At 66.3% G+C, this 25,061-nt stretch carries 24 protein-coding genes and 1 tRNA gene; 11 read left to right on the top strand and 14 right to left on the bottom strand.

Features of this window, described 5'->3' with window-relative positions; all coding sequences use genetic code 11:
- Position 1: 1 nt before the first annotated feature.
- Positions 2-553 carry an OsmC family protein gene (locus tag K368_RS0115555; protein ID WP_027173139.1) on the bottom strand — a complete coding sequence of 184 codons (552 nt, stop codon included), beginning with the start codon at positions 551-553 and terminating at the stop codon, positions 2-4.
- 211 nt (positions 554-764) lie between these two features.
- Complete coding sequence (locus tag K368_RS0115550; RefSeq protein WP_051439889.1) at positions 765-2,297, bottom strand: sigma-54-dependent Fis family transcriptional regulator; 1,533 nt, start codon at positions 2,295-2,297, stop codon at positions 765-767.
- A 931-nt stretch (positions 2,298-3,228) separates the two neighbouring features.
- Here K368_RS0115550 and K368_RS0115545 point away from each other — a divergent pair.
- Entirely contained in the window at positions 3,229-4,704 is a 1,476-nt protein-coding gene (locus tag K368_RS0115545; RefSeq protein WP_027173137.1) for a protein adenylyltransferase SelO, read from the top strand.
- A gap of 34 nt (positions 4,705-4,738) precedes the next feature.
- Here the strand turns inward: K368_RS0115545 and K368_RS0115540 are convergent, their stop codons facing one another.
- From K368_RS0115540 to lipB, 5 genes are all read right to left on the bottom strand, one after another.
- A complete protein-coding gene (locus K368_RS0115540; RefSeq protein WP_027173136.1) occupies positions 4,739-6,175 on the bottom strand; it encodes a carotenoid oxygenase family protein in 1,437 nt (478 codons plus the stop codon).
- A 289-nt stretch (positions 6,176-6,464) separates the two neighbouring features.
- On the bottom strand, positions 6,465-7,316 hold the full coding sequence (locus K368_RS24745) for an IS3 family transposase (protein ID WP_245259587.1): 852 nt from the start codon (positions 7,314-7,316) through the stop codon (positions 6,465-6,467).
- Positions 7,313-7,537 (bottom strand): transposase, encoded by a 225-nt coding sequence (locus K368_RS27360; protein ID WP_245259586.1) that lies wholly within the window; start codon positions 7,535-7,537, stop codon positions 7,313-7,315. Before K368_RS27360 ends, K368_RS24745 begins: the two co-directional genes overlap by 4 nt.
- Before the next feature lie 150 nt (positions 7,538-7,687).
- Positions 7,688-8,848, bottom strand: a complete 1,161-nt coding sequence (locus K368_RS0115525; protein WP_027173134.1) for a PepSY-associated TM helix domain-containing protein — start codon at positions 8,846-8,848, stop codon at positions 7,688-7,690.
- 558 nt (positions 8,849-9,406) lie between these two features.
- Positions 9,407-10,060, bottom strand: coding sequence for a lipoyl(octanoyl) transferase LipB (gene lipB, locus K368_RS0115520; protein WP_027173133.1), 654 nt, complete (start codon positions 10,058-10,060; stop codon positions 9,407-9,409).
- Positions 10,061-10,197: 137 nt separating this feature from the next.
- Here lipB and K368_RS0115515 point away from each other — a divergent pair, with 137 nt between their 5' ends.
- Positions 10,198-10,503: a FliM/FliN family flagellar motor switch protein gene (locus tag K368_RS0115515; protein WP_027173132.1), complete on the top strand. Its 306-nt coding sequence runs from the start codon at positions 10,198-10,200 to the stop codon at positions 10,501-10,503.
- Between the two features lie 115 nt (positions 10,504-10,618).
- Positions 10,619-10,703: transfer RNA gene (locus K368_RS0115510), tRNA-Leu, on the top strand.
- A gap of 265 nt (positions 10,704-10,968) precedes the next feature.
- On the opposite strand, the gene K368_RS0115505 is transcribed toward K368_RS0115510, so the two are convergent.
- The 3 genes from K368_RS0115505 to K368_RS0115495 all read right to left on the bottom strand — a co-directional run bounded on the left by K368_RS0115505 (position 10,969) and on the right by K368_RS0115495 (position 12,945).
- The gene (locus K368_RS0115505) at positions 10,969-11,583 is read right to left on the bottom strand and encodes a PRC-barrel domain-containing protein (RefSeq protein ID WP_027173131.1); all 615 of its coding nucleotides are present in this window, start codon (positions 11,581-11,583) and stop codon (positions 10,969-10,971) included.
- Between the two features lie 466 nt (positions 11,584-12,049).
- Positions 12,050-12,307, bottom strand: coding sequence for a hypothetical protein (locus K368_RS0115500; RefSeq protein ID WP_245259585.1), 258 nt, complete (start codon positions 12,305-12,307; stop codon positions 12,050-12,052).
- An 11-nt stretch (positions 12,308-12,318) separates the two neighbouring features.
- The gene (locus K368_RS0115495; protein ID WP_027173129.1) at positions 12,319-12,945 is read right to left on the bottom strand and encodes a GNAT family N-acetyltransferase; all 627 of its coding nucleotides are present in this window, start codon (positions 12,943-12,945) and stop codon (positions 12,319-12,321) included.
- A 315-nt stretch (positions 12,946-13,260) separates the two neighbouring features.
- On the opposite strand from K368_RS0115495, the gene K368_RS0115490 reads away from it, so the two are divergent.
- From K368_RS0115490 to K368_RS0115465, 6 genes are all read left to right on the top strand, one after another.
- Positions 13,261-14,178, top strand: coding sequence for a branched-chain amino acid ABC transporter permease (locus K368_RS0115490; protein ID WP_027173128.1), 918 nt, complete (start codon positions 13,261-13,263; stop codon positions 14,176-14,178).
- Positions 14,179-14,203: 25 nt separating this feature from the next.
- Positions 14,204-15,538, top strand: coding sequence for a high-affinity branched-chain amino acid ABC transporter permease LivM (livM, locus tag K368_RS0115485; protein WP_027173127.1), 1,335 nt, complete (start codon positions 14,204-14,206; stop codon positions 15,536-15,538).
- 56 nt (positions 15,539-15,594) lie between these two features.
- Positions 15,595-16,455 (top strand): ABC transporter ATP-binding protein, encoded by an 861-nt coding sequence (locus tag K368_RS0115480; protein WP_027173126.1) that lies wholly within the window; start codon positions 15,595-15,597, stop codon positions 16,453-16,455.
- Positions 16,452-17,222, top strand: a complete 771-nt coding sequence (locus tag K368_RS0115475; protein ID WP_051439887.1) for an ABC transporter ATP-binding protein — start codon at positions 16,452-16,454, stop codon at positions 17,220-17,222. The genes K368_RS0115480 and K368_RS0115475 overlap by 4 nt, the downstream gene beginning before the upstream one ends.
- Positions 17,219-17,575 carry a DUF6867 family protein gene (locus K368_RS0115470; protein WP_027173124.1) on the top strand — a complete coding sequence of 119 codons (357 nt, stop codon included), beginning with the start codon at positions 17,219-17,221 and terminating at the stop codon, positions 17,573-17,575. Before K368_RS0115475 ends, K368_RS0115470 begins: the two co-directional genes overlap by 4 nt.
- Before the next feature lie 76 nt (positions 17,576-17,651).
- Positions 17,652-18,773 (top strand): branched-chain amino acid ABC transporter substrate-binding protein, encoded by a 1,122-nt coding sequence (locus tag K368_RS0115465; RefSeq protein ID WP_027173123.1) that lies wholly within the window; start codon positions 17,652-17,654, stop codon positions 18,771-18,773.
- 197 nt (positions 18,774-18,970) lie between these two features.
- On the opposite strand, the gene thrS is transcribed toward K368_RS0115465, so the two are convergent.
- On the bottom strand, positions 18,971-20,998 hold the full coding sequence (gene thrS / locus K368_RS0115460) for a threonine--tRNA ligase (RefSeq protein ID WP_027173122.1): 2,028 nt from the start codon (positions 20,996-20,998) through the stop codon (positions 18,971-18,973).
- Between the two features lie 352 nt (positions 20,999-21,350).
- On the opposite strand from thrS, the gene K368_RS0115455 reads away from it, so the two are divergent.
- Positions 21,351-22,712: a 2-hydroxycarboxylate transporter family protein gene (locus K368_RS0115455; RefSeq protein ID WP_027173121.1), complete on the top strand. Its 1,362-nt coding sequence runs from the start codon at positions 21,351-21,353 to the stop codon at positions 22,710-22,712.
- On the opposite strand, the gene K368_RS0115450 is transcribed toward K368_RS0115455, so the two are convergent.
- The 3 genes from K368_RS0115450 to K368_RS0115440 are packed head-to-tail and all read right to left on the bottom strand — an operon-like array spanning position 22,699 to position 23,990.
- Positions 22,699-23,169, bottom strand: coding sequence for an OsmC family protein (locus tag K368_RS0115450; RefSeq protein WP_027173120.1), 471 nt, complete (start codon positions 23,167-23,169; stop codon positions 22,699-22,701). The genes K368_RS0115455 and K368_RS0115450 overlap by 14 nt on opposite strands.
- A 40-nt stretch (positions 23,170-23,209) precedes the next feature.
- The gene (yidD, locus tag K368_RS0115445) at positions 23,210-23,542 is read right to left on the bottom strand and encodes a membrane protein insertion efficiency factor YidD (protein ID WP_027173119.1); all 333 of its coding nucleotides are present in this window, start codon (positions 23,540-23,542) and stop codon (positions 23,210-23,212) included.
- Positions 23,543-23,546: 4 nt separating this feature from the next.
- Entirely contained in the window at positions 23,547-23,990 is a 444-nt protein-coding gene (locus K368_RS0115440) for an iron-sulfur cluster assembly scaffold protein (protein ID WP_027173118.1), read from the bottom strand.
- Positions 23,991-24,221: 231 nt separating this feature from the next.
- Between K368_RS0115440 and folE the strand changes: the two genes are divergently transcribed.
- Entirely contained in the window at positions 24,222-25,049 is an 828-nt protein-coding gene (folE, locus tag K368_RS0115435; RefSeq protein ID WP_027173117.1) for a GTP cyclohydrolase I FolE, read from the top strand.
- Positions 25,050-25,061 lie beyond the last annotated feature (12 nt).

Raw genomic sequence — 25,061 nt, 5'->3', positions numbered from 1 at the left:
TTCAGTCGGCCAAGCCGATGTCGAAGGGGATCGGGTTGCGCATGGAGTTGGCGACCGGCGAATAGACGTTCGCGTGGCGCACGATCTCGTCGAGTTCCTCGCGTGTTGCGTCGCCTTCGATGGTCACTGCGACGCGGATCGCCTGGAACCCCATCTCCTCCGGCTTCTTCTCGGCACCGCCCGCGCCCCAGGCGGCCGGGTTTCCGATGTCGCCCTCGATGTGGAGTTCGAGGCGCGACAGGCGCACCTGCCTCCACGTCGCCACGGCGGTGATGCCGACGGCAAGACAGCCGCCGAGGGCCGACAGCACGATCTCGCCGGGTGCCGGGGCGGTATCCTCACCGAACAGGTGCAACGGCTCGTCGACGACGACCGGCTGGTGATTGCCGACATAGCTGAGGGTTCGATACTGGCCGTCGACGACGGTGTGCACCTTGTTGGTCCCGCGTGAACCGGGATTGGCGCGGCCCTTTTCGGCGAACTTGGCGAGGCCGTCGCGATCGATCGGACGCAGGTAGGTCTTGAGGGTTGTCGGGGCGGCGCTGGCGCTCATGGGTAGCTCCTCTTGCTGCACGTGCCCCACGCGTTTATGGGGCCGGATCGAGGAGAGATGAGCAAGGCCAGTGCCAAGGCGACCGCACGCTCAAGTTTTTCGAAAATCCTTATATGACAGTATCTTAGTAGGGGGCTCGGATCAGTCGTCCGGGTTCGCGCCCCGCTAATGTCGACAATGTGTCGACATTGTCGAACTTTGTCGATCGGGCTTAGGGCATGGGCTGGAGCTTCCTCCATCGGTAGGAGAACTGGCGCCCGGTGAGGCCGAGTCTCTGCGCGGCCCGGGTCTTGTTCCCTCCGGCCTGGGCGAGCGCGAGGCGCAATTGTTCGTGTCCGTGCGAGTCGGCCGACAGATAGGGGCGGATCGTCGCCATTGGTGCTGCCGGGGAGTCCCTTTCCATGGAGCCGGGGAAGGCAATCGACGTCCGGGCGGCGTCTCCGAGCATCGGCCGCAGGTCGTCCACATCGAGGACGCCCTCACTTGACAGCAGCACCGTTCGCTCGATGAAATTCGCGAGCTGCCGGATGTTGCCCGGCCATTGCTGGCGAGCGAGATGCGCGATCGCGGCCTGTGTCAGGTTGACGTTCCGCTGGTTATCCTGGTTCGCTCGCGTCAGGAAATGCAGCACGAGATCGGGAATATCGCCCCGTCGCTCCGCGAGCGGCGGCAGTGTGATCGGGATGACGTTGAGGCGGTAGAACAAGTCTTCGCGGAAGCGACCCTGTGCGACGTCTCCCGCGAGATCCCGGTTCGTCGCGGCCACGAGGCGCATGTCGACCCGGATCTCGCGCTTGCCCCCGAGGCGCACGACGGTGCCCTCCTGAAGGGTTCGCAACAGCTTGGTCTGAAGGATCGCCGGCATCTCGCCGATCTCATCGAGAAAGATGGTGCCGCCGCTCGCCTGCTCGAACCAACCCGCGCGTGCGTCGACCGCGCCGGTGAACGCGCCACGCTCATGGCCGAACAGCTCGGATTCGAAGAGGGTTTCGGGAATGGCCGCACAATTGACCTTAATGAAGGGCTTGCCCCGCCGCGGGCTGGCGAGATGGAGCGCCCGGGCGAACAGTTCCTTGCCGGTTCCCGAATCGCCGAGCAGCAGGACGCTCGCCGTTGCGTTCGCGACCTTCTCGACCTGAGCGAGGGCACGCAGGAGTGATGGCGACGTGCCGATGATGCCGTAGCGAGCCCGCTTGATGCGAAGCTCACGCGCAAGCATGTCGTTATGTTCCTCGAGCGCGCGCGTCTTCTCCTCGACGCGCTCGTTCAAGGTCAGCAGCTGACCGATCAACGTGGCGATGATGCGCAGGATGGTGAGATCGTCGGAGAGCGCCCTCTCACGGTGGCGGATTCGGTGGCAGGCGATGGCACCAACCGTTCTTTGCTCGACCCGGATAGGAAGCGCCAGGAACGAGACGACACCTTGCGGAAGCGTGGTGCGTTGGACGGCCCGCCCGAGGAAGGTCGGGTCCTTGTCGATGTCCTGGACGATGATGAGATGGCCATCCTGGATGACGCGCCCGGTAATGCCTTCGCCCAGTGTGTATCTGCCTCGGTCAACCTCTTTGCGGGTCAGGCCATAGGAGTGCGCGATACGATAGCCGTCCCCGTTTGGGTCTTGCAGGACGATGCGTCCGCGGTTGAGCCCGACGATCTCGGAAAGCAGATGCAGCATCTCGCGGGCCACCTGATCGAGGCGAATGCCTTTACCGATCAGGTTCATGACCTCCTGAAGGAGGAACATCTCCTGCGTCCGCCAGTGCGTGCTCGATTCAACCTTGCCTGCACGTCCATCGGTCACTCAGTGAGCCTCATTTTCGCATTCAAGGCCCCGACAGACTGCAAGCTTCGTGCAAACTGTCCGCTCACCAAGCATTACTGATCGCCGAGGGGGGACCGACGACCCTCTACCTGAACGGCGGGGACATACCCGACAAGGCAACGTGTGCCCGGCTCGTCCAATAGGGCATCGAGATCGAGCCCGCTCCGCTGGTCGGTCTCACGGGCGGCGGCGATACTTTGTCGGGGGGCGGCTCACCGACGGCAGAACGGTCACGATTGATGCCCTCTACCTCGCACCGTGTTCCCGCCCGAACAGCCCACTGGCGGAACGGTTGGGCTCCGCGCTCGATGAAGGAGCATTCGGTCGGGTCATCCGCACGAATGTCATCAAGCTGACAACGGTGCCGGGAGTAGGGTGAGAGCGTAGAGGTCGTGGACCTCCCTTGGAGCCCCAGGTCGAAATTGCGGGACTCGGCATACTCAGCCCTCACATCTCTGAGGAAGGCGGCGAGACGTTCAAGTCCGGCGGCGCGGATCATGGGGAAAATGCGATCCATGACCGTGAGCTAGCGCGCGTCCGGGAGAAGCCGATGCGACCGAAGCCCGAGGGTTCGGTGGCACCGGTATCAGAACGATACCCCTGAGAGCGTCATCAACGGCCCAGGCCAGCCATCTCGGCCCAAAGGCGGGGCCCCAACACCGCCGATGGGGGCTCTCGACGCCTGCAGCCGCCTCCGGTGGCGAGGGAAAGGGGGCGCCCCGTAGGCCGGGCGGGGTAGCGCGTAACCGAGTAACGCGGCTCCATATGCCCCAACCAACCGACATCACCCGGATGGCCGACCGGTCCCCAGAAGGCGCTTGTCCGCCGGCGCAATCGCTCATAGCTCTCGACCATGACCACGATCCCGTTCGATAACAGCTACGTCCGCTTGCCGGACCGCTTCTATGCCCGCCGCGCTCCGACACCCGTCGCAGGCCCGCGCCTGATCCGTTTGAACCGCGCGCTAGCGGCGAACCTCGGAATTGACCCGGATTGGCTCGCTGGCCCCGCTGGGGTGGGGATGCTCGCGGGGAACAGCGTCCCAGAAGGCGCCGATCCGATCGCGACGGCTTACGCCGGGCACCAGTTCGGCAACTTCGTGCCGCAACTCGGTGACGGACGCGCTGTACTACTCGGCGAGGTCGTCGATCGTAATGGACAGCGCCGCGACATCCAGCTCAAGGGCGCGGGCCCGACCCCATTCTCCCGCCGCGGCGACGGCCGGGCGGCGCTCGGGCCGGTGCTGCGCGAGTACCTCGTAAGTGAGGCCATGGCCGCGCTCGGCATCCCGACAACCCGCGCGCTGGCGGCGGTTACCACGGGCGAGGTGGTCGTGCGTGAGACCCGGCTGCCCGGGGCGGTGCTCGCCCGCGTGGCGGCTAGCCACATCCGGGTTGGCACCTTCCAGTACTTCGCCGCCCGGGGCGATGCCGAAGCAGTGCGGGCGCTCGCCGATCACGCCCTCGCCCGGCACTATCCCGCGGCATCCTCCGCGGAACATCCCTACCGGGCGCTGCTCGACGGCGTCGTCGCCCGCCAAGCCGACCTCGTGGCGGCCTGGCTGCTGGTCGGCTTCGTCCACGGGGTGATGAACACCGACAACATGTCGGTGGCCGGCGAGACGATCGACTACGGTCCCTGCGCCTTCCTCGACGCCTACGACCCGCGCACGAGCTTCAGCTCGATCGATGCGCACGGGCGCTACGCCTACGGCCAGCAGCCCGGGATCGCCCTTTGGAACCTCACCCGTCTCGCCGAGACCTTGCTGCCGCTGCTGGCCGAGGACGAGGCGGCGGCGGTCGAAGCGGCCGAGGCGGCGCTCGCCGGGTTCGGCCCGCGCTTCGAGAAAGCGTATCACGATGGCCTTGCGCACAAGCTCGGGCTGGCCGCGGATCGGGACGGAGCCGTCGCGCTCGCGGACGACTTGCTGGCGCGGATGGCGGAGAACCGGGCGGATTTTACCCTGACCTTCCGCCGCCTTTGCGTTGCGGCCGAGCGGCCGGAGGCGGACGTCGGGGTGCGCGACCTGTTCATCGACCCGACCGAGTACGACGCCTGGGACGTACGCTGGCGGAAGCTGTTGGATGAAGAGGGACGGAACCCCGCGGCGACGGCGTCAGCGATGCGCGCGGTCAACCCGGCCTTCATCCCGCGCAACCACCATGTCGAGGCGATGATCGCGGCGGCGGTCGAGCAAGGCGACTTCGGCCCGTTCGACGAGCTGTTGGCGGTGCTGTCGCGGCCCTACGACGACCAGCCCGCCCATGCCCGCTACGCCGAGGCGCCTGAGGGCGGCGGGGCGGACTACCGCACGTTCTGCGGCACGTGAACGCGCGCGTCGGCGTTCGCGTCACTGGAGATCGTCATTCGGCCCCATGATTCGGAAACCAGTTTCCGTGGAAGCCCGGCGGGATCCGGTGCCCGAGACGGACCGTGGCGACGGGCGGCGCCTCGAACGCGCGCGCGTCGAGGACGGTGAAGTCCGTCGTGTCGCTCGCCGTGTCGATGACGAGCCCGACGAGCCACCCCTCGTCCTCGCCGGCCTCCGGCCCCGTCGGTACGAACACGAATTCCCCCGGGACGCGGTCGGCGCCGAATTCGTGCACGCGTCGCCCGCCTGTCGCCAAGTCGTGCTTGTAGATCTGCGTCGCGCCGGCGAGCTGCGTGTTGCCGTCAGCGGGGACTGAGCCCGTGTAGACGTAGCGGTGGGGCCGCCCGAAACGGCGCTCGTCGATCCGGGGGAACTCCTGGGCCGCGGGGTCGATCACGCGCCGGTCGACCCGCCCCGTCGCGGGGTCGGCGGTCCAGCGCTCCAGCCGGCCCGGCGTATCGAGGCCGCCACCGGCCGAGGCGAACACCCTCTCGTAGGCGACGACGTCGAGGACCACCCGCCCGTCCGCGTCGTCGTAGGCATTGGCCACGTGGAAGACGAAGCACGGCTCGACCGCACACCACGCGATGTCCGCGGCCGTGCCGTGCCGGGGGAGCAGGCCGACGCGCGCGCGGTGGGCGGGGTTCCAACGGAACGGGAAACGGTGGCCGGCCAGCACTGCCCTCATCGAGAAGGTGACGGGCAGGTCCAGCACAACCACGAAACGCGCCGTGATCGCGCAGTCGTGGATGCAGGGACCGTGCTCGACCGGGATCGGCACGTCGCGCACGACCCGGCCCGCGGTCGAGACGACAACGTGGCGCACGCTGTCCCAGACGCGGCCGTCATAGGCGATGGCATGTGTCTCCCCGGTCTCCGGGTCGCGGTGCGGGTGCCCGCTGAAGGAGCCGGCGAGCGTGCCGTCGAACGGATCGTAGCGCTGCGTCTCCAAATCCTCGGACAGTGCGACTGGGTAGCTGCCGGCCTCGACCACGGCGAAGGGGCGGCCGCCGATCTCGACGACGTTGGTGTTGACAGTGTCGTCGCCGCGGCGGGGCCCAGGGGCGGCGGGTTGGCCGAGCGCTGCGGAGGCCGCCCGCGAGCCGATCCAGCGGTTGCGGTACCACAAGGCCTTGCCGCCCTCGATGCAGAGGCCGTGCACCATGCCGTCGCCCAAGAACCAGTCGTGGCCACGCGTCGTCGCACCAGCGGGGTTGGCACCCATCTTGAGGTAGCGCCCGTCGAGCTCCGCCGGGATCGTCCCGGTCGCGGGCAGGTCCCACAGGGTCAGCTCCTCGCGCATCGGCGCGTGCACGCCGACCACGAAGGGGTGTGGCGTCCGCGGCAGGCGTAGCCGGTTGCAGGCCGCCACCAGCGCGACGAGGCCCTCGGCGGCGGCACGCAGGCTGGATTCGAAAGGGTTCGGCATCGGTCGCGTTCTCAGTGCGGTGCGGGCGGAAGGCCGTTTTAACGCGGGGGATCCTCCGTCACCGGACGAGGACGACGGCCCTGCCTACATGAGAAGGCTCCGTCGCGGTTCTATGCACAAGACCCTACCGCGGACCCGCGCGCCATGTGTCCGCTTGACCGGGTGCAAATGTCCGCTTCGGGCGTTATCGCCCAAAGGCATCTCTGCAAACTAAGTCTCGATTTGAGGGCCTGGGACCCCACACATGAGCCCCGGGGTTTGGCCTGCTGCCGGTGTGGTGGACAGCGTCCTAAGCTAACTGGGCTTGGTTTTCGAAGTCGACCGGGCTGACGTAGCCCAGGGTCGAATGCCGTCGTGCCGTGTTGTAGAAGCGCTCGATGTCGTCGAATACGTCCGACCGCGTCTCGTCTCGCGTGCGGTAGGTCCGTCGTGCCGTGCGCTCGGTCTTCAACGACGAGAAGAAGCTCTCCATCGCCGCGGTATCCCACACGTTGCCCGATCGGCTCATCGAACAAGTCACGCCGTTCTCTGTCATCAGTCGCTGGAAGGCTTCACGCGTGTATTGCGAACCCTGATCCGAGTGATGCAGCAAAGCATCCGGCTTTCCTCTGCGCCAGATGGCCATGATCAGGGCGTCCGCAACAAGCTGAGTGGTCATGCTCGCTTGCATCGACCAGCCAATGACACGGCGTGAGAACAGGTGGATGACGGCTGCCACGTAGAGCCAGCCCTCGGCGGTCCCGATATAGGTGAAGTCCGCGATCCATTTCCGGTTTGGAGCCTCCGCCGCGAAGCACAGTTCCAGAAGATTGGGCGAGGCGACGGCCCGCTCACCGTCGTCCTTTGGCAGCCCACGTCGGCGTGGTCGTGCGCGCAGGGCGTTCTCGCGCATGATCCGCTCGATCCGGAGCAGGCCGCACGCTACGCCCTCGGCCAGCACGTCGTGCCAGACACGCCGCGCACCGTAGGTGCGGCCGCTATCCACGAAGCTCGTGCGCACCTGGGCCAGGATCGACTCACTCCTCGCGGGTGCGCAGGCTGAGCCACGCGTGGAAACCGGAGCGCGAGACACCCAACGCCGAGCACATCCATACCACCGGCCAGACGGGGCGCGATGTTTTGCGATGAAAGCGAACTTCATATCGCATCCCTCGCAAAATATGCGGCGGCCTTTTTTAGGATGTCACGCTCCGCCTTCAGACGGGCGACCTCCTTGCGCAGCCGATCGATCTCGACTTGCTCGGGCTTCATCTGCCCTTGGCCGGGAAAGGCGTGCTGCGGATCAGCAGCAGCCTGCTCGACCCAGCGGCTCGACACCGTCTCGTGAACGTCGAGATCCCGCGCCGCCTGCGCGGTGCTCACCCCACGCTCACGAGCCAGTCGGACCGCCTCGATCTTGAACTCACGCTCAGATCGTTCTCCCTGCACAGGCCACCTCTGGCTTTCTGAAGCACCCGATCTCGATGTCCACGAAACTGGCGGCAGGCCACTGCGTTGGGACTAGCCGTTCGCTCAGGCCCGACTCGTTGTTGCGCCGGCAGGTACTGCGGCCATTGATCTGCGCCGCCGGGCGCCGCGTCGTAGGACGTAGAGGACGAGGCCGGTAACCGCGAAGAGCGGCACTACCAGGGCCGCGACGAAGAACAGGAAAGCGACTATACCGCCGAAAAAGCGTCCGCGATGCACCTCTAGCATGTTCTCGGCCATCTGTCGGCCGATGGGCTTGTCGGAAAACCGGGTCTGCGAGAGGCGGGCCCCGGTGACGGGATCGAACGTCGTTTCGTCCCGCGCCTTCGGCAGATCCGAGGGGTTGGCGAGGAAGCGGATGCGGATCGTCGCCAGTTCCGGCCCAGGAAGTGCGATGAGAACCATATGGGCGCCCGCCCCCTCCCCGGCGCTGAAGGTCGCCCAGGCCGTATCCAGGGCCGAGGCGGATACCTGCGGGGGCGCGCTCGGGCTGCGCGGCGCCCGCGCGACTCGGGTCTCGCCGGTGAGCAGCCAAGTCGCGGCGTTTCTATAGGCGTCGTAGGACCACCATAGCCCGGTCAGGGCGATGGCGGCGTAGACCGGAATGAGCCAGGTCCCGACAATGCTGTGCAGCGACCACCAGCGCGGCCGACCGGGCCGCTTGAGGGAGGGCTTCAGCCAGATTCTCCAAGAATGGATCCTGGGCCAGCGCAAGTAGAGCCCCGTGCCCAGGAATACGAGCAGGGCGATGGTACAGATGCCGGTTATGCTACGGCCCCAGCCCTTGCCGTCACCCGGCAGGAGCAGCCAGCGATGTAGTTTGCGGATGGTGACGAAGGCGCTCTCCAGCCGCATCTCGCCGAGTTCCCGGCCATCGACGGGGTCGAGATAGAGTGTCGGCGGTCGCACGCCCAGCTTGGCGTCGTTGGCGAACCGGATGCGCGGGCTTCGCTCCGGCTCGCCCCAGAGGGTCAGGGAACTCACCATGAGGCCCGGCCGCTGCGCCTCGACCCTTGCCTTGAGGGCGGCGGGCGAGAGGCGGGGCGCAGCGCTCGCGACGACGGAGGCGCGGTCGCCGTTCACCCATTCCGTCACTGCTTCCTCATAGCTCAGCATCGCGCCGGTTACACCGACGAGGGCGAGGACCAGCCCGGCCGTGAGGCCGAGCAGCCAATGCAGGCGAAACAGAACGGTGCGGATCGTCATGGGCGGGCGCCTATAGTACAATCGTGCGGTCACGATCGCCTGAAAGGGATCGCCCACCGCGACGCCGAGATCGGTGGCGATGGCCGGGTCCCCCGTCACACGGGTAGGCGATGTCGGTCTCCTTGATCGGCCCGATCTGGTCGAGTTCGATCCCGCTGCCGTTGAAGCTCAGGCACATGAGGTGGAGGGCCTCGCGAAACTCCGTCGCCTTCAGGGTTTTCGGCATACGAGTCGTTTCTGAAGGCGTGCGCTACTGTGCGAGACGGTACGCTGATCGGCGCGGAACGCGCTCGGCCTTGAGCTACAAAGGTGACCACGAGCCTGTCAATTGCCGGGTGAGAATTTAATGCGGATCGATGCTTGATTGAGAATGATTGCTGTTAGTTGCTTCAGCTATCCCTGGGAAATCCATGTCAAGACTGTCAGTACAGATTTAATAGAATGATTTATAATTCTGCTTTGCCGATGGATGGTCGTTGAATCAAGCCGGGGGCGAAGCAGTATGGCGCTATCGTTGTCGATACAGTTACGGGCACTGTGAGCGTCTTGCACCCATTCTCATCCGTCTTGCGTCTCACCGAAGATCGCTTCGAACGCGGCACGCAGCGCCATGTCCACTTCCGGCAGGGTGACGATCTGGCCGAGATCGACGAGACTCGTCACCCCATGTCTAGAGATGCCGCAGGGCACGATGCCGGAGAAATGGGAGAGGTCGGGTTCCACGTTGAGGCTGATGCCGTGGAAACTCACCCAGCGCCGCACGCGGATGCCGATCGCCGCGATCTTGTCCTCCACCCCCTCCCCTTTCTCGGGCCGGCGCACCCAGACGCCGACGCGGTCCTCGCGTCGTTCGCCGCGTACATTGAAGGCGCCGAGGGTGGTGATGATCCAGGCTTCCAGGGCGGACACGTAGGCACGCAGGTCCGGTCTGCGCCGGTTGAGGTCGAGCATCACATAGGCCACCCTCTGCCCTGGTCCGTGATACGTATACTGACCGCCTCGCCCCGTGACGTGGACCGGGAAACGGTCGGGTTCGACGAGGTCTGTTTCTTTCGCCGAGGTTCCTGCGGTGTAGAGCGGCGGGTGTTCGAGCAGCCAGACCATTTCAGGCGCCTCCCCGCTCGCGATCCGCCCGGCATGCGCTTCCATCGCCGCTACCGCCTCGTCGTAGGGGACGAGGGTGTCGCTGATCCGCCACAGGACCGGCCTCAGGCCGGATCGCGGTCGGAAATCGGCCGTGGAGGCGGAAAGCCGGGCGCTGCGGGAGACGTCGTTTACCAAGGCTTCACCATATCTCAGGAACACTCCGCCGATCGTGGCCCGGAGCGGGCCGATGGAGTTCGTGGCGCGTGGCAGTTCTCGAAGACCTCAAGGTCAATCTCTCAGTGGTGCTCGGGCGCAGTCACATGCCGCTCCACATGCTGCTGCGCATGGGACGCGGCGCCGTGATCGAGCTCGAATCCACGGAAACGGATATGGTCGAGATTCTCGCCAACGACCACCCAATCGCACGCGGGCAGATCGTGGTGACCGGAAACCGGATTTCGGTGGAGATCACCGAGCTGATCCGCAAGGCGGAAGTCGTGCGCACCCCCGGCGTCACCATCGGCGACGGGGCGGTTCAGATCCTTGACGGGCCGGTGGATCTCATCTGAGTCGCATGACGGCGCTTGTCGTGGCAGATTCGATCTGTTATCCGCTGCGCCGCGCCACACGAAACGTCCCGCACCGCCTTCCGGCGGAGAGCGCGGCGGAACGGGTGGTACCGATGCGGCCATGGCGGAATTGGTAGACGCGCTAGCTTGAGGTGCTAGTCCTGCAAGGGGTGGAGGTTCGAGTCCTCTTGGCCGCACCAACTCTTTTGAGTTGATGTACCCCAAAGCGTCTGATCTCGAAGAAGGCTGAGGGGCCACCGGGATCGTCAAACGAGATCTTACGGAACATTGCTGTCTTGCCTGCATCCTGGCCCTGAGCCGGTGATGCGCGTCGCGCTTTACGCGGATGGTCCAGATCGCTGAATCCGCATGAGCCCGGCGCGATGCACCGGAGGCTTCCGTGGAGCATCGAGTGCATGCCTCCACGGACGGTCCACATCATCGAGACCATTTCCGAACCATGAGTCACGGTACCGTCTGCGTCGGGTAAGTGAAGGCTGGTGCTGCCTCCAACTCCGCCTTCGTCCGGCGGATCTCTGCCTCGACGGGTTCTCCGATCTGGACGGTCGCCCGGTCCTTCGTAGCATCGGTCGTCGTGGCGGCGCCCGCCGAGCCGGTGGCCTCATTGGTGTCGCCGGTGGTCTCCGCATTGAGGACGGCGTTGCCGGCCTTTGCGCCGGGCATGGTCTCCGGCGTCACCTCGGCCGCCCGGGCCTCGGATGGGGCGTCCTTCGGCTTGACAATGGAGGGGTCCGGGGCATGCCCCGCCTTCGCGTGGGTGTTCCACACCAATTGATCGAAGGACACCGCGACCTTCTTGCCTCCAACCCCGAGGAAGCCGCCGACATCGATCACCACGGCCTGAATGCGACCGCTGCCGTCCACCATCACGTCCTCGATCGTGCCGACCTTGACGTGATCCTGGCCGACCACGCGCAGGCCGATGATTCTGGAAACCTTGAAGCTGCCCAGCGGAGCCTGCGTGCTGAAGGCGGGCTTGCCCGCCTGCCCGTCCTGCGCGAGTGCCGGCGCCGCGGAGACGGCGAGGATGAGCGCGAGGGTCCGGGCCAATGTCGGCATGTGGGTTCTTCCGTGCGATCGGGAGCGATCTACCAAGTCTCAACACGCGCGGACGGATACTGGTTCATCCCTGTCATGCCCCCTGCCCTTGCTCCCCGACGATGGCGTCCTCGCCCTCGCTGGCAGGGATGCGGTCGTTCATCGCTCCGCCACGAGAGCGGCCTGCCCGTGCGCACGTACCCGTGTCGATGCACGGGCCGTGCCCGTCGCCGCCGATGGTGTGGCGGCGTGGGCGGCTCGGCACGCGAAGCGGCGAGCGATGCTTCGTTGAGAGAGCCAGTCTGCGCCCGGTCCAACGAGGTGAATCCGATGACGATCGCGGCCCGAGTTTCGGTCCCTGGCCGCATGCCGACGCGTCGCGCAGGCTTTGAAGGCGATGCGTCCCCCGCCTCGTTCGAGGGGGCAGGTTCGAGCAGGCAGGACCGAGACGGCGCGGACTCGAGTGGGGATCGCACCCGCCGCCGCGTCAGTTGCTGCGTATCGCCTGCCGCTCGGTCTCCGTTGCCTTTGCCATGGCCACGCCGATCTCGAACAGTAGAAGGTCGATCAATTGACGCATCACCGATGTGCCCGATGCCTCGATGATGTCTCGTGCCGCGATGCAATGTTCTGCCAACGAGTCGAGACTTTCGTCTCTCTCGATTACCGATGCGTACATGATGTCAGCCCTTGTTGTTCTCTTGTCGAAGAGCCCGTCTTCGAAACGTCCTGGATGGTCCGGCAAGCGGCCTACGCTCAGGCGGCGAGGTAAGCGTAGGAGGACGGCGCGAGCACCGAGTCCGGATTGCCGCTGACGTTGCGCAGCCGCGCCAGGGTGCGCTCGTCGAATTCCGCGGTCGCCGCGATAATGTCCTCGCCGCTGATCGCGTGGGGCAGGCCGAGCGGTCGGGCGCGGAAGTGCAACTGCACCACATGCAGCAGGTAGAGGGTCGGCATCTGCAGCACGAGCCGGTTCACACCGTGGTGCATCCCCCATTCGACGATGCCGGTGAGGAGTGCGAGGGAGACCGGGTTGACGGCCTTGCCCCGCGCGCGGTGCGAGCGCGCCACCGCCTGCCGCGTCCATTCCCAGCAATCGCTGCCGCGCGGGAGTTCGCCTTCGCACAGTTGAGGCATGATGTCCGATAGCAGGTGTGGGCGTGTCGTGGGGAGAAGCCGGCTATAGCCGATGACCCTGCTATCCTCGATCGCCAGAAAATGGATGGCATGCGGCGTATCGAATTGGTCGATCTCGCGACGATCCGGCTTGGCGAGATCCGTCCAGCCTTTCTCAGTTACGAAGATGTCGTGGCGCAGGCGCCAAACCTGTTCCATCTCGTCGCGATACATGGTCTCGTTTGCGGGGGTAACGATGTGGATCATGCCAGCCTCTCCGTCTTCGGATCCTGTCTGGCAGTGCCGGGGGAAGCTGCGTACTACGGGAAACCGTAGGGTCGATGGCCAGATGTTCCACGCCGGCGTGCTCGGGGAGCGTATTCGTCTCCTCTCGCCGCCGTGTTCCGGGGGCGGCTTCGTGACGAGGCCTGACAATCCCTACGGACCGTGGCGATTTCCGCATTGACCCCGAAGCGTTCTTGCAGACACTCGCCCGCGCCGGAACACGCTCGATCCTGGCGGTGGGCAGGCTCGGGACAGCCCCGGGCGGCCATCTGGCATGCCATTCGCGAAAGCCCATCGATGGAATTCTTCGCCCAGCAGTTCATCAACGGCCTGACCCTCGGGTCGATCTACGGCCTGATCGCCATCGGCTACACCATGGTGTTCGGCATCATCGGCATGGTGAATTTTGCCCACGGCGACGTGTTCATGGTCTCGGCCTTCATCGCCCTCATCGCCTTCCTCATCCTCACGACTTGGCTTGGCCTGTCCTCGGTGGCCCTGGTCTTCCTGATCGTGCTGGTGGTCGCCATGGTGCTGACCGCCCTGTGGGGCTGGGCGATCGAGCGGGTGGCCTATCGGCCCTTGCGCGGCTCGTTCCGCCTCGCGCCGCTGATTTCAGCGATCGGCGTGTCGATCTTCCTGTCGAACTTCGTCCAGGTGGTGCAGGGCGCCCGCAACAAGCCGGTGCCGCCCCTCGTGCGCGACGTCATCGTGCTCTACCAGAACGAGCAATACACGGTGACCCTGTCCTACAAGCAGGCGATCATCATGGTCACCACGGCCGTGCTGCTCGCGGGCTTCTGGTACCTCGTGCAGAAGACGCCCTTCGGCCGCGCCCAGCGCGCCGTGGAGCAGGACCGGCGCATGGCGGCCCTGCTTGGCATCAACGTCGACCGCACAATCTCCCTGACTTTCGTCCTTGGCGCCGCGCTGGCCGCCGTCGCGGGCACGCTCTACCTGCTCTACTACGGCGTGGTCTCATTCTCGGACGGGTTCGTGCCAGGTGTGAAGGCCTTCACGGCGGCCGTGCTCGGCGGCATCGGCTCGCTTCCCGGCGCGGTGATCGGCGGCATCATCATCGGCCTGATCGAGACCTTCTGGTCTGCCTATTTCTCCATCGAGTACAAGGACGTGGCCGCTTTCCTGATCCTCATCGTCGTGCTCATCTTCAAGCCTTCGGGCATTCTCGGCCGGCCCGAAGTGGAGAAGGTCTGACGTGGCATCCGGTTCGACCACCCCCATCGCCGCGACCGCCCGCGCCGAGGCCTCTCCCCTGCCCGGCCTGATCAAGGATGCGGGGCTGTTCGCCCTGGTGACGCTCGGCCTCTGCGTGCCCATCGTCAGCTACCGCACCGACCTCGGCCAGGGCATCGGCCTCGTCATCACCAGCCGCTGGGGCACCGTCTTCGCCCTCTGTGCGGCCATCTTTGTCCTACGCTTCCTGCAGCAGCTTTATCTCGGCGGCCGTGACAGACGGCGCGCTGCCCGCGCTCCCATAGCAGTGGTGGAAGGAGCGAGCAGGCTCGGTGCCATCCTCGCGCCGATCACCCTCGGAATCGCCCTCACGCTGCCCCTCCTCGCCGCCCTCGGCGCCGGGTCCCTGGGGGAAGGCCGCTACTGGATCGATCTTGGCATCCTGATCCTGACCTACGTCATGCTCGGCTGGGGCCTCAATATCGTGGTCGGCCTCGCAGGCCTTCTCGATCTCGGCTACGTCGCCTTCTACGCCGTGGGGGCCTATTCCTACGCCTTGCTCTCCACGGTGTTCGGCCTGTCCTTCTGGGTCTGTCTGCCCATGGCCGGCCTGTTCGCCGCCGCCTTCGGCGTGCTGCTGGGCTTTCCCGTTCTGCGGCTGCGCGGCGATTATCTGGCCATCGTGACGCTGGCCTTCGGCGAGATCATCCGTCTCGTCCTCATCAACTGGACCGACTTTTCGGGCGGCTCGGCGGGCATCTCGTCGATTCCCCGAGTCAGCTTCTTCGGCCTGCCCTTCACCGCCGGCGAAAGCGGGTTCGCCGCGACGTTCGGGCTCGCCTTCAACCCGATGCACCGCCTGGTCTTCCTCTATTACCTGATCCTCGTGCTGGCGCTGGTCACCAACCTCGTGACCCTGCGCATGCGCCGCCTGCCGCTCGGGCGGGCCTGGGAGGCCCTGCGCGAGGACGAGATCGCCTGCCGGTCGCTGGGCATCGACACCACCATCACCAAGCTCACCGCCTTCGCGCTGGGGGCGATGTTCGCTGGGTTCGCCGGCTCGTTCTTCGCCGTACGGCAGGCCTTCGTGTCGCCGGAGAGCTTCAACTTCCTCGAGAGCGCAATCATCCTCGCCATCGTCGTGCTCGGAGGCATGGGCAGCCAGATCGGGGTTGCCATCGCCGCCATCGTCATGGTCGGCGGCCCCGAACTCCTGCGCAATCTCGGCTTCCTCAAGGCGGTGTTCGGGGAAGGCTTCGACCCCAACGAATACCGCCTGCTGCTGTTCGGTCTCGCCATGGTGGCGATGATGGTGTTCCGCCCCCGCGGCCTCATCTCCGAGCGAACGCCCTCGGTCACCATCGCGGAGCGCGGCCGATGACCCTCGCCGCAGGCCCCACCCGGCTCGCCACCGTGAAGGACGAGCCCCTCGCCGCGATGCCCGGCGGCCCGGCGGACCCGGTGCTGATCGTCGACCACCTGACCATGCGCTTCGGCGGACTGACCGCCGTCAACGATCTCTCGTTCAAGGTCGGGCGTGGTGACATCACCGCCCTGATCGGCCCCAACGGTGCCGGCAAGACCACGGTCTTCAACTGCATCACCGGCTTCTACAAGCCGACGGAGGGCATGATCCGCTTGGTGCAGAAGGGCGGCGAGACTTACATGCTGGAGCGCCTGCCCGGCCACGACGTCAACCGCCTCGCCCGCGTTGCCCGCACCTTCCAGAACATCCGTCTGTTCCCACGCATGACCGTGCTGGAGAACCTGCTGGTGGCCATGCACAAGCCGCTGATGCGGGCATCCGGCTTCAGCATTCTCGGCATCCTCGGCCTGCCGGCCTATCGCAGCGCCGAGAAGGCCGGGATCGATAAGGCCGCCGCCTGGCTCGATCGGATCGGCCTCACGGCGCGGGCCGACGATGCCGCCGGCGACCTGCCGTATGGCGATCAGCGTCGCTTGGAAATCGCCAGGGCCATGTGCACCGATCCGGTGCTGCTCTGCCTCGACGAGCCCGCCGCTGGCCTCAACCCGCGTGAATCCTCGGAGCTGAACACCCTGCTGCGCCTGATCCGGGACGAGTACGATACTTCCGTCCTTCTCATCGAGCACGACATGTCGGTGGTGATGCAGATCTCCGACCGGATCGTCGTGCTCGATTACGGCATCAAGATCGCCGACGGCACGCCCGACGACATCCGCACCGACACGCGTGTCATCGCCGCCTATCTGGGCGTCGACGACGAGGAGGTGGCGGCGGTGGAGGCCGAGGTCGGCCTGACGGGAACGCAAGCTTGAGTGTCGCCGGCATCAACGTCCTCGTGGAGGAGACCCGCGCTCTGCAGGCGCCTCTCCTCGATGTGCGTGGCGTCTCTGCTTATTACGGCAGCATCCAGGCTTTGAAAGGCGTCGATCTGCACGTGAACGAGGGCGAGATCGTCGCCCTGATCGGCGCCAACGGGGCCGGCAAGTCGACCCTGATGATGACGATCTTTGGCCAGCCGCAGGCCCGCACCGGCGGCATCACCTATGCGGGCCGCGACATCACCCGCATGGCGACCCACGAGATCGCGCGGCTCAACATCGCCCAGTCGCCGGAAGGCCGGCGCATCTTCTCCCGCATGACCGTGCGCGAGAACCTGCAGATGGGCGCGGCCGTGCATGGCGGGCGGCATTTCGCAGAGGACCTGGAGCGCATGTGCGTCCTGTTCCCGCGCCTGAAGGAGCGGCTCGACCAGCGCGGTGGCACCATGTCGGGGGGCGAGCAGCAGATGCTCGCCATTGCCCGTGCCCTGATGAGCCGCCCGCGCCTGCTCATGCTCGACGAGCCGTCGCTCGGCCTCGCGCCCCTCATCGTCAAGCAGATCTTCTCCGCCGTGAAGGATCTCAACGAGCGCGAGGGGCTCACCGTCTTCATCGTCGAGCAGAACGCCTATCACGCCCTCAAGCTGGCGCATCGGGGCTACGTCATGGTGACGGGTGCTGTGACCATGAGCGGCACGGGCCGCGAACTCCTCGACGACCCGCAGGTGAAGGCGGCCTATCTCGAAGGAGGCCAGCATTGACCGAGACCCTGTCCCTCGACACGCCCAATCTCGGCATCTTCCTCCTCGTCACGGTGGCGATGGGCGGGGGCGCCGCCTGGATGGCGGGCAGCGGCTTCGCCAGGGGGTGGCGTCCATTCTGGCATTGCGTGCTGGCGGGGCTCGCCATCGCGGCGGTGTCCCGCTTCCTCCACTACGCCCTGTTCTCGGGCACGCTGCTCTCGCCGGCCGGCTACGCCCTCGACGCGGTGGTGATCCTCGCCATCGGCGCGCTTGGCTACCGCATTACCCGCGCTCGGCAGATGACCACGCAGTACCGCTGGCTCTACGAACGGACCGGCCCGCTGACATGGCGAGAACGGTCAGGGACGTGAGCCCGACACATCTTCGTGCAATCCTGCGCATGCGGTCAGGGCTTCGGGCCGCAGCGCCGATCCAAGGGAAATGACCATGAAAAAACTGATGGCGATGAGCGTGGCGCTGGGCGCCCTGATGCTGGCGGGCGCGGCGCAGGCCGAGATCAAGATCGGGGTGGTCGTCCCCGTCACCGGCCCCAACGCGGCCTTCGGCGCGCAGATCAAGACCGGCGCGACCCAGGCGATCGCCGACATCAACAAGGCCGGCGGCGTCAACGGCGAAAAGCTCGTCATGACGGTGGGCGACGACGCGTCCGATCCCAAGCAGGGCGTGTCGGTGGCCAACAAGTTCGCCTCCGAGGGCGTGAAGGCCGTGGTGGGCGCGTTCAATTCCGGCGTCTCGATCCCGGTCTCCGACGTGCTGCAGGAAGCCGGCATCATCGAGATCAGCCCCGGCTCGACGGCGATCAAGTATACCGAGCGCGGCAACTGGAACACATTCCGCACCTGTGGACGCGACGACCAGCAGGGCGCCGTGGCCGGGAACTACCTCGCCGACAAGTTCAAGGGCAAGAAGATCGCCTTCGTCCACGACAAGACCCCCTACGGACGCGGCCTCGCCGACGAGACCCTGAAGGCGCTCAAGGCCAAGGGCGGCACCAACGTGATGTTCGAGGGCATCAATCCCGGCGAGAAGGACTTCTCGTCTCTCGTCTCGAAGCTGAAGCAGGCGGGCGTCGATGTCGTCTATTTCGGCGGCCTCTACACCGAGGCCGGCCTGCTGATCCGCCAGATGCGCGACCAGGGCCTCGCCGCTCCGCTCATGGGCGGCGACGGCATCGCCGACCGCGAGTTCTCGCAGGTGGCCGGTCCCGGCTCCGACGGCACCCTCATGACCTTCTCGCCCGACGCTCGCAAGAACCCGAAGGCCAAGACGACCATCGACGCCTTCAAGGCCATGAACTTCGATCCCGAGGGCTACACCCTCTATTCCTACGCCGCCGTTCAGATCCTGAAACAGGCGATGGAGGCGACGAAGTCCAGCGACGGGCAGAAGCTCGCCACCTACCTGCATCAGGGCAAGCCGTTCGACACGGTTATCGGCGACATTTCCTATGACAAGAAGGGCGACATCACCCGGCCCGACTACGTCATGTACGTGTGGAAGAAGGGCGCCGACGGTTCCATCAACTACGCCGGCAACGAGGTGCCGTAAGGCCGCGCCAACGCCTCTCCCCGCATGCGGGGCTACCGGATTCATAGATCTGCTCGAACGCTGTTCACTCGATCCAGGCGGGTTCGACATGAGGCGCGACGGGCTCCCTCTCCTTTCAGGAGAGGGAGCCCGCGCATCCCACGAGATGTGTGAATGCCGTACACATGCGGGGAGAGGCAGTGCTCACCGAGACTGCCTCAAGGCGTCGGGCTTTCCCCGTGCTGGCCGTCGAGCGCCACGTCGGCGCTCGGCACGCTCTCTTCCACCGCCTGCTTGCGGCGCAGATCCGGTGAGGTCGCCTCCGCGACGAGATCCGCCAGGGCGATGTCAAGGGCGGCGGTGCGGGTCTGCTGGCTGCCGAGACGGCGGATCGAGACGGTGCGCTCCTCGCCTTCCTTGCGGCCGACGACGAGCATCACCGGCACCTTGGCCAGCGAATGCTCGCGGACCTTGTAGTTGATCTTCTCGTTGCGCAGATCCGACTCGACTCGCAGTCCTGCACGGTCGAGGGCGGCCACCACTTCGCGGGCATAGGGATCGGCGTCCTGGGTGATCGTCGCCACCACCACCTGAACCGGTGCCAGCCAGAGCGGGAAATGGCCGGCGAAATGCTCGATCAGGATGCCGGTGAAGCGCTCCAGTGAGCCGCAGATCGCTCGGTGGACCATCACCGGCGCCTTCTTCTGGCTGTCGCCATCGACGTAGAACGCCCCGAAGCGCTCCGGCAGATTGAAATCGACCTGGGTCGTGCCGCATTGCCAATCGCGGCCGATGGCGTCGCGGAGCACGTATTCGAATTTCGGCCCGTAGAAGGCGCCCTCGCCCGGATTGATCTCGGTCTTGATCCGCCCGGCCGACTGCTCCTCGATCTGCGCCAGGACGCGGGTCATCACCTCCTCGGCATGGTCCCAGAGGGCATCCGAACCGACCCGCTTTTCGGGCCGGGTGGAGAGCTTCACAACGATGTCGCCGAAGCCGAAATCGTCGTAGGTCGAGAGGATCAGATCGTTGATCTTGAGGCACTCGTCGGCGAGCTGATCCTCGGTGCAGAAGACGTGGGCGTCGTCCTGCGTGAAGCCGCGCACGCGCATCAGCCCGTGCATGGCGCCCGATGCCTCGTAGCGATGGACGATGCCGAACTCGGCCATGCGCAGGGGCAGGTCGCGGTAGGATTTCAGGCCGTGCTTGAAGATCATCACGTGCCCGGGGCAGTTCATCGGCTTCAACGCGAACCAGCGCTTGTCCTCGGCCTCGTCGCCGGCGGACTGCGCGGCGAACATGTTCTCGCGGTACCAGTCCCAGTGGCCGGAGGTCTCCCAGAGGGACTTGTCGAGGATCTGCGGCGCGTTCACCTCGGCGTAGTCGCCCTTTAGGCGGCGGCGCATGTAGGCGATGAGCTCCTGGAAGATGGTCCAGCCCTTGGCGTGCCAGAACACCACGCCCGGCCCCTCCTCCTGGAAGTGGAACAGGTCCATCTCGCGGCCGAGGCGGCGATGGTCGCGGCGCTCGGCCTCCTCCAGCCGGTGGAGATAGGCGTCGAGGTCTTCCTTCGTGGCCCAGGCGGTGCCGTAGATGCGGGTCAGCATCGGGTTGTTGGAATCGCCGCGCCAATAGGCGCCCGCCACCTTCATCAGCTTGAAGGCGGTGCCGACCTTGCCCGTGGAGGTCATGTGCGGGCCGCGGCACAGGTCGAACCACTCGCCCTGGCGGTAGATGTTCAGGTCCTCGCCGGGCGGAATCGCGTCGACGAGCTCGACCTTGTATTGTTCGCTCTTGGCCTCGAACAGGGCCCGCACGTCGTCGCGCTTCCACACCTCCTTGGTGAAGGGGGCGTCGCGGGCGATGAGCTCGCGCATCTTCGCCTCGATCATGGGGAAGTCCTCAGGGGTGAACGGCTGGTCGCGGGCGAAATCGTAGTAGAACCCGTTCTCGATCACCGGGCCGATGGTGACCTGGGTCTCCGGCCACAGGGATTGCACGGCCTCCGCCAGGACGTGGGCGCAATCGTGCCGGATCAATTCCAGGCTGCGCGGGTCGGCGCGATCGAGGAACTCGATGCGCATATCCGCCTCGATCAGGTCGTCGAGGTCGCGGACCCGCCCGTCCAGCGCCATGGCGACGGTGCGCTTGGCCAAACTCTTGGCGATGCCCTCGACCACGGTACGGCCGGTCACCGCGGCGTCGTAGCTGCGGGTATTGCCGTCGGGAAATGTCAGGATGGGCATCAGATCGGGTCTCCTCGCGCTCACTCCTGCGAACGAGGCAGGTAAGCGGCTCATGTTCGGACGGCGCGCGCTCGGCGCGACGGGCGCGGTTTAGACCGTTTCGCAGGAGGAAGAAATCCGCGCGGTGCCTCAGCCGGCCATTTGCTCGGCTCTCGGGGACGTGAACGGCCTTCCGAGACGATCCGACCGGGTTGATACGACCTGCGATTGACAAGCCGTCGACCCCATCCGCCCATGGCCGCATCACGGAACCGGGAGGGGCCGGCGGCGGGTGGAAGCTCGTCCCGGTTCGCCGAGAAGGTCCGATCAAGGAGGCCGGCCCGAAAGGTGACCGGCCGATGGGAGAGTATCGATGGCGAACCCAGCTTCCGCCTCGGCTGCCGCATCCGGACCGGCGGCGGAGACGCCCGCCCGCAGGTTCTGGCCGCAGGGCTGGTGGCGCCTCGTCGATGTCAAGATCGGCATCATTCCCCTGCCGGTCTATCTCATCCTCGCGATCCTGCTGGCGGTCCTGACGTCGGAGGGCGAGATCAAGCCCGATGCGCCGACGATGATCGCGGTGCTGGCGCTCGGCGGATTCACCTGCGCCGAGATCGGCAAGCGCCTGCCGGTCCTGCGGCAGATCGGGGCGGGCGCGATCTTCGCGACCTTCATCCCGTCGGCCTTGGTCTATTACATGCTGATCCCGGTGCCGCTCGTGAAGGCGATCACGGATTTCACCAAATTCACCAACTTCCTCTACCTGTATATCGCCACGATCATCGTCGGCAGCATCCTCGGCATGGACCGGGAGGTGCTGATCAAGGGCTTCCTGAAGATTTTCGTGCCCCTGGCGGCCGGCTCCGTGGCGGCGGCCTGCGTGGGCACGCTGGTCGGCACCCTGCTCGGCCTCGGCGCCTACAACACCTTCTTCTTCATCGTCGTCCCGATCATGGCCGGCGGAGTCGGCGAGGGGGCGATCCCCCTCTCCATCGGCTACGCGGCCATCCTCGGTCAGGGCCAGGGCGACGTGTTCGCTCAGGTGCTGCCCCCCGTCATGCTCGGCAGCCTGACGGCGATCGTGCTGGCCGGCACCCTCAACGCCGTGGGCAAGCGGATGCCGCATCTCACCGGCGAGGGCCGCCTGCAACCGGACCGGGACAACGACGTCACCGCCGCCAAGGTCGAAGACGCGCCGGTGGATGCGGCGACGGTGGGAGCGGCCGCGCTCACTGCCGTAACGCTCTACCTCCTCGGCGTGATGATGCACCACCTCACCGGACTCCCCGCCCCCGTGGCGATGCTGTTCCTGGCGGTTCTTGCCAAGCTCGCCAGCGCGGTCTCCCCGCGCCTCCAGGCCGGCGGATTCATCGCCTACAAGTTCGTGCAGATCAGCATGACCTATCCGCTGCTCTTCGCCATCGGCGTGTCGATGACGCCCTGGGACAAGCTGGTGGCGGCCTTCACCCTGGTGAACCTCATCACCATCGTCTCGACGGTGGTGACCCTCATGGCGACGGGCTTCTTCGTCGGCCGCCGCCTCGGGATGTATCCGATCGAGACCGCCATCGTGAACGCCTGCCATAGCGGCCAGGGCGGGACCGGGGACGTGGCGATCCTCACCGCCGCCAACCGCATGGCTCTGATGCCCTTCGCCCAGATCGCCACCCGCATCGGCGGCGCGCTCACGGTGACGGGGACGCTGGTCGTGATGCGGTGGGTCAGCGGGGGCTGAGGGGGACGGCCACGACGACCTCCGTCCTGACCGAGTTCGCGATGAAGCACTCCTCATGCGCGGCCTCGTGGAGCGCTGCGAGGTGTTCGGCATCCGGAGCGGCGCCGGCCCAGTCGATGTCCGGACGGAGCGTGACCCGCGTCACCGCGCGCCGTCCGGGCCGCGTCTCCTCCAGCACGCCTTCGGCATGGTCCCGATAGGCGGCGACGCGAAAACCCGCGAGGCGCGCGAGGTGGAGGACGGTCAGCATGTGGCAGCTCGACAGCGCCGCGACCAGCATCTCCTCCGGGTCGACGGCCTCGCGAGCAGCCCATTTCCCGACCACGTGCTCGGATGCGGTGCCGGCGAGCGTCACGCCGCCATCGAACGTCACTGTGTGCCCCCGGCCGTAGCGCCCGGCGGCGAAATCCTCCCCGGGCTTCAGGGCCCAGGTGACATCCGCGATATGGGTCGACATGCGGCGCCTATTCCGTTGCATCGCTGGTGGCGGGTCAATGCTACCCTCCCCCGCGCTCGTCCTCCACCGCCTCGCACGCAAACGGCGAAGGCGGGGCGTTCACCCCTCGCCAGCGCCCATAGGTCCAGGGGGCGTACCAGGCCGAGCGTGGCGGCAGGACGTCCGGCACGAGGTCGATTCCGTGGGTGCCGAACGGGCCGCAGCGGCAGATGCGCGAAAACCCGATCCAGCCGCCCGGCCACATGCCGTGCCGGCGGATGGCCTCGTCGGTGTAGTCCGAACAGGATGGCCAGTGTCGGCATTGCCGGCCGATCAGGCCCGACAGGGAGAGCTGGTAGCCCCGGATCGCCCAATGGGCCGCGCGGCGGACCATGGCTCTATTCGGCGGCCTGGGCCTTGGCGGCGACCTGATCGAGGGCATTCACCACGGCGTCGAAGGTGAGGAGGGTCGAGGCGTGGCGCGCCTTGAAGTCCCGCACCGGCTCCAGCACGGCGAGGTCGGCCCACTCGCCCTGCGGTGCCGGCCCGTTCTCCTTGAGCATGCGACGCACCGTGTCGCGCACCTCCCGAAGCTCGTCCGCTTTGGCGCCGACCACGTGTCGGGCCATCAAAGAGGAAGAGGCCTGACCCAGGGCGCAGGCCTTCACCTCATGGGCGAAGTCCGTCACCGTGCCGTCCTTCACCGAGAGATCGACGGTGACGGTGGAGCCGCAGAGCTTGGAATGTGCGGTGGCGCTGGCATCCGGCGCGTCGAGCCGGCCAAGACGCGGGATGTCGGCGGCGAGTTCGAGAATGCGGCGGTTGTAGATATCGTCGAGCATATGGGAGGTCCCGTCGGGGCGCCGGCAGCGAGCCGGCTTCCGATCACGATGGTATGATCCGCATTCCCCGCATTGCGCGGCGGCGCGATAACGACGATATAGGCGCCAGCGTACCGTTTCGCGAGGAGGCGGTTCGTCGACCAGGGTCGCGCCCACGGCCAAGGAAATTCTCATCGTTCGGGCGCCGGCCTGCGGCAACGCGGCTGAAAACGCGACCGAGATGGTTCGACGATGTACGCAAAACCAGATAGTTCGACGATGAACGCACGTGTCGCCCGTGCGGGAGATGCCATGGATGCCGCGCTCAAATCCCTGTCCTACCGGCTGACCGAGACGGATCATCAGGGAATGGACCCGACTGCCAAGGCCGTGCCCGCACCACTGAACGGGATGCGCAACGACAATTCTCGTCCCGTGGAGGACCCCGTAGAGGTCGCTCCTCTGCCGTCTTCCGCCAAGCGCGTGCCCGATGCTGTGGCCACCGGCCGTCCGAGCCGGGAGGAGGCCGAGGCCGCTGTGCGCACCCTGCTGCGCTGGGCCGGTGACGACCCGAATCGCGAAGGCCTCAAGGACACGCCCGCCCGTGTGGCGAAGGCCTATGGCCAGCTCTTCGGCGGCTACGAGCAGGATGCCGACGCCCTGCTCGAGCGCGTGTTCGAGGAGGTCGAGGGCTATTCCGATATCGTCCTCGTGCGCGACATCCCGTTCTATTCCCATTGCGAGCACCACATGGTGCCGTTCATGGGTCTGGCTCACATCGCCTACTACCCCACCAAGGGCGTGGTCGGCCTGTCGAAGCTCGCCCGCGTGGTGGACACCTTCGCCCGCCGCCTGCAGACGCAGGAGACCATGACGGCCCAGATCGCCGACGTGATCGAGAGCATCCTGAAGCCGCGTGGCATCGCCGTGATGGTGGAGGCCGAGCATCTCTGTATGGCCATGCGCGGCGTGCAGAAGGCCGGTGTCTCCACCCTGACCACGCAGTTCCGCGGCGTGTTCAAGGACGATGCCAACGAGCAGGTCCGGTTCCTGACCCTCGTCCGCAACAACAAGAACTGACGCGGGCATTCC

Origin of the sequence: Methylobacterium sp. 10 (assembly GCF_000519085.1) — a bacterium.
Taxonomy (GTDB): Bacteria; Pseudomonadota; Alphaproteobacteria; order Rhizobiales; family Beijerinckiaceae; genus Methylobacterium.
Note: the sequence above shows the minus strand (reverse complement) of the source record. Positions and strands in the feature narration are given on the sequence as shown.